Consider the following 5194-nt stretch of genomic DNA (forward strand, 5'->3'; position numbering starts at 1 on the left):
CTGCTGATCGGCTGGAGGATAAACTTGGCAGACTAGTTAGAAAGCTCCAAAATGAAAAACTCCACCTACAAGGGGATGGAGTTTTTGGGCATGGAGAATGGGAAATGGGGCATGGGACAGGAGGACAAGGGGACAAGGGGACAAGGGATATAACCAATGCCCAATGCCCAATGCCCAATGTCCCAAATCTAGTTGGGTATGGTGGCGGTAATCTGCTGAATTTACTGACGCAATTAGAAACCAATTTGACAGGGTATGATTTTTCGCGTCTCACTATCCGTAACTGCGATTTACGCTCGCTCAACCTACATCGGGTAAACTTTAGCCAAACCACCTTTCAAGATTGTGTTTTTGCTGCGACCTTTGGCGGCATTACTAGCGTTGCCTTTAGTTCAGAGGGGCACTGCCTTGCGACCAGTGATACAAATGGTGAAATTCATGTTTGGGATGTTACCAATAGTAAACAACTATTTAGCTGTAAAGAACATAACAGTTGGGTCTGGAATATTGCTTTTAGCCCTGTACACCCAGTTTTAGCTAGTTGCGGTCAAGATCATAAAATTAAACTTTGGGATATTACTACAGGAGAATGTTTTAAAACGCTATGCGATCACACTAGTATTGTCACAGCGATCGCATGGAGTCCTGACGGTCAATTCCTTGCTAGTAGTAGCTATGACTACACAGTTAAAGTTTGGCATCTAGTCACAGGAAAATGTGTGCAAACCCTAGAAGGACATCATGCTTGTGTGTGGAGTGTAGCTTTTCATCCCGCAGATCAAATCTTAGCAACGGCTGGTGAAGATAACAAAATCAAGCTGTGGGATTTAGAAACTGGATGTTGTGTGCAAAACCTAGAAGGGCATCAGCACTGGATAAAAGCGATCGCCTTCAGTCCAGAAGGGCAAATATTAGCAAGCGGCAGTTTCGATCAAACCGTGAAACTGTGGGATTTACATACCGGGATGTGTTTGATAACCTTGCAGGGACACGCAGGAGTTGTAACCTCGGTAGCGTTCAGCCCCAAGGGTGAACAGTTGGTAAGTGGCAGCTATGACCAAACCGTGAAGATTTGGGGCATAAACACAGGGAAATGTCTGGATACGCTGAAAAAGCATACAAATCGGATTTGGTCAGTTGCTTTTCACCCTCAAGGGCACTTAATTGCTAGTGGTGGAGACGATCACGCAGCTAGAGTCTGGGAACTTCAGACAGGACAGTGTACTAAAACCTTCCAAGGACACAGTAATGCTGTTTATGGGATCGCACACAGTTGGCAGCAAAACTTACTTGCTAGTGGACATGAAGATCAGACAATCAAACTCTGGGATGTCAATGCCCCGCAACATTTAAAGCTTGACCTCCAGCCGTTTCGTGTACTGCATGGACATAGCAATCGGATTTTCTCTGTCGCCTTCAGTTCCAATGGAGAGTTGCTAGCCAGCGCCAGTGCAGATCGGACTATTAAGCTTTGGAGTCCACATACAGGGCAATGCCTGAAAACCTTGCATGGTCACGATAGTTGGGTCTGGGCAGTTGCTTTTAGTCCAGACAGTAATTTTCTTGCTAGTGCTAGCTACGACCATACAATCAAGATATGGGATGTGCGTTCTGGTGAATGTTGGCAAACATTGCAAGGTCATCCTGGTTCTGTGTTGGCGATCGCCTTTAGCCCTGATGGCAAAACTCTCTTCAGCAGTGGCTATGAAAAGATTGTTAAACGCTGGGATATGGAAACAGGAACCTGTCTTCATAGTTGGGAAGCAGACTCCAACCGTGTTTGGGCAGTTGCAGTGAGTCAAGATAATCAATATGTTGCTACTGGTGGTGATGACTCCTTGGTGCGACTGTGGGATATTGACACAGGGGTTTGTCTGCGTACATTTTCTGGGCATACCAGCCAGATACTTTGTATTCTGTTCGTCGACAATGGCGATCGCATGATTACCAGTAGTGGCGATCGCACGATCAAAATTTGGAATACACTTACTGGAGACTGCCTTGCTACACTACAAAATCATTTCAATTGGGTGTGGTCGCTTAGTCTAGTTCCAGATGCTCAAACTCTTCTCAGTAGTAGTTGGGATGAAACAATCAACTGTTGGGATATTACTACGGGGCAATGTCGGCAAACGTTAAGACCAGCCCGCCCGTATGAAGGCATGATTATTACTGGGGTGAAAGGGTTGACTGAAGCAGAGGTAGCAACTTTAAAAGCTTTGGGTGCGTTAGAAGTGAATTGATACAGCAGAATTCTGAATTCAGGAGTAAAATACGCTTTATATCTCAATACAGTTCAGGATGAGCAACAAAACCCTCATGTAGAGACGTGATTTATCGCGTCTTGAAAGACCAATTATCCTTAACTGAACTGTATTGCTTTATAGCCGTAGTCACATAGGTTAGGATAGTGTTGATTGCTCAAAGGCATGAAAAGACTGGGTTTTTACTCAGCACTCAGCACTCAGCACTCAGCACTCAGCACTCAGCACTCAGCACTCAGCACTCAGCACTTTGCTATATATTCAAAAGGCTTTGAATTTGAAACCCCCATTCACTAGTAAGGAATGGGGGCTAGGGGGGTTAGGTTTTTGAGGTTTAGATGTAAGCAATAATGCTTTTCAAACAACCTCTTAGGAGACGGGGTTAGAGAATGAGAGTTATCAAACTTTTTCCGCAATTTAAATGCTCCTCTCACAAGTGGATTTTTAACTTCCTTGGTTGTAGATACAAGAGTGTAACTTTAGATAAATAAAGCTGAGGAGCGAGCTAAAATTGCGTTGCTTTAAACTCATCAAAGATTTGTAACTGTAGTAGGACTAGACAAAGCTAAAATAATAGCTGGTTAACTGTATATCAGTCCGATCTTGAACTACTGCTAACAAGTCACCACCATTCTGATATATGAGTGTATCAAGATCGCTAGTTCCCTCATAATTTCCAGTACCAAGATAAAAAGAACTTGCACTTCCTTTCAGTTGGATATAGTCATTTGCAGGATTGTAGTCTTGTATCGTAGCGTAGCCACCTCCCTGATAAAAGTTTCCATCATAAGATGTACCTAAAACAAATCTATCGTAGCCACTGCCACCATTTAAGACATCATATTCATAACCGTTGTAGGCAGTTGAGCTAGAACCCTGTAAAGTATCGCCACCATCTCCACCATATAGAGTGTCACTGCCAGAGTATCCATATAAACTGTCACTTCCATCGTCTCCGTATAAGACATCGTTACCTGTCCAACCATTTAGGTAATCATTGCCGCTATATCCATAGAGGTAATCATTGTTAGTATTGCCATAGATAGTATCATTTCCCTCATAAGCATAGGCAACAAGGCTGTCTGAACCAGTGTAGTTAAAATAATCATTTCCGCTTGTGCCGTAATAGTAATAAGCCATGTCTTTGTCCTCAATAATTTAGTTAGATTTTCGATCGCTTTGATCTTACATAGATACTAAATGGCTAGTATCAAGTTTGTCGGTCGGAAAAGGTCGGGAAAAGGTCGGGTTCTTTTTCGTAGATTTACGTAAACTTTTTACAAAAAATCAAGTTTATGGTGTGAATATTGTAGTGAGCCTGTATTACTACCGAAAGAAATGACGGTTGAAGAAGCGATCGCAATAGTTGAGCAATTATTGGAACGAGGACGCTTAACGAGAGCGCAAGAGATTGTATTTCGCTACGCTTGGGAAGGGAAAACTTATCTCGAAATGGCGCGAGCAGTCACTTATGACCCCGGTCACATCAAAGATGTTGGCTCGGAATTATGGCGATCGCTCTCTCAAGCTTTAGGAGAAAAAGTTACCAAAAATAACCTGCAAGGAGTGCTGAAGCGAACCGCACAGCGACAACAGGACATAAGCACCTCCTCAACTTTAAACTTTCAACCCTTTACGAACTATACAAATTGGGGAGAAGCAATCGACGTTTCTCAGTTCTATGGACGTACTACAGAATTAGAAACCCTCAGACAATGGATTGTGAAAGATGCCTGCGGCGGTAAACAACGTGCTCGTGTAGTCACACTATTAGGTATGGGTGGTATAGGCAAAACCGCGCTCTCGGTGAAGCTAGCAGAACAATTGCAGGGAGAATTTGAATATGTGATTTGGCGATCGCTCCGACACGCACCTTTTTTTGACGATAAGGTGACGGAGTGCATCAAAATCCTTTCTCATCAACAAGTTACCACATTACCTGCTTCCCCCTATGAGCAAATTACTTGTTTAATCGAGTACCTTCGCAAATCTCGATGTTTGCTGATTCTGGATAATTTCGACACATTATTGCAGCAAGGTAAAGAGACAGGCTGTTATCGTGAGGGCTACGAACCCTACGGTGAACTCCTATGGCGATTAGGAGAAACACAGCATCAAAGCTGTGTCCTGCTCACGAGCCGGGAAAAACCTACTGAAATTGCTGCCTTGGAAGGTGATGATTTGCCAGTTCGTACCCTTGCTTTATCAGGATTAGAAGTCGCAGCTGGGCAAACAATTCTGAAACTCAAAGGGCTATCAGGCTCCGAGGACGAAACCCGCCAACTGGTTGAATGTTACGGTGGTAATCCCCTAGCTTTGAAAATTGCCGCCACCTCCATTCGGGACTTACATGAAGGTAACATCGCTTGCTTCTTTGCCGAAGGCACAATCGTATTTCAGGGCATTGGCAATCTTCTAGAACAACAATTCAAAAGACTCTCCACATCTGAGCAGCAAGTGATGTACTGGCTGGCAATTAATCGGGGCAAGCTTTCTTCGACAGAATTGCAAACAGCTTTTACATCAATATTGCCCAAGCCTAAGTTAATGTCAGTCCTCGAATCTTTACGCTGGCGTAGCTTGATAGAAAGTAATACTGGAGGATTCACACAGCAACCTGTGGTGATGGAATATGTGATAAAGTGCTTGATTGAGCAAGTCTGCGAGGAAATCGTCACAGAATCACCGCAATATCTGCTGACTTATGCTTCGATGCAAGCCCAAGCAAAAGACTACATCCACGATAGTCAAATTCCTCTGATTGTAAGACCTATCCTAAATCAACTACGAATAACCCTTGGCCCTGCTGATCGGCTGGAGGATAAACTTGGCAGACTAGTTAGAAAGCTCCAAAATGAAAAACTCCACCTACAAGGGGATGGAGTTTTTGGGCATGGAGAATGGGAAATGGGGCATGGGACAGGAGGACA

At 43.8% G+C, this 5194-nt stretch carries 3 protein-coding genes; 2 read left to right on the plus strand and 1 reads right to left on the minus strand.

The genetic code is table 11. The features are described from left to right. Positions 1-2243, plus strand: a 2243-nt coding sequence (locus IQ229_RS12140; RefSeq protein WP_194044013.1) for a WD40 domain-containing protein, incomplete at its 5' end; no start/stop codon positions are given. A 576-nt stretch (positions 2244-2819) separates the two neighbouring features. Here the strand turns inward: IQ229_RS12140 and IQ229_RS12145 are convergent. Then, a complete protein-coding gene (locus IQ229_RS12145; RefSeq protein ID WP_194044014.1) occupies positions 2820-3404 on the minus strand; it encodes a calcium-binding protein in 585 nt (194 codons plus the stop codon). Between the two features lie 198 nt (positions 3405-3602). Between IQ229_RS12145 and IQ229_RS12150 the strand changes: the two genes are divergently transcribed. Further along, on the plus strand, positions 3603-5194 hold a 1592-nt coding region (locus tag IQ229_RS12150), incomplete at its 3' end, for an NB-ARC domain-containing protein (RefSeq protein ID WP_194044015.1).

The organism is Nostoc cf. edaphicum LEGE 07299 (assembly GCF_015207245.1).
GTDB lineage: Bacteria > Cyanobacteriota > Cyanobacteriia > Cyanobacteriales > Nostocaceae > Nostoc > Nostoc edaphicum_B.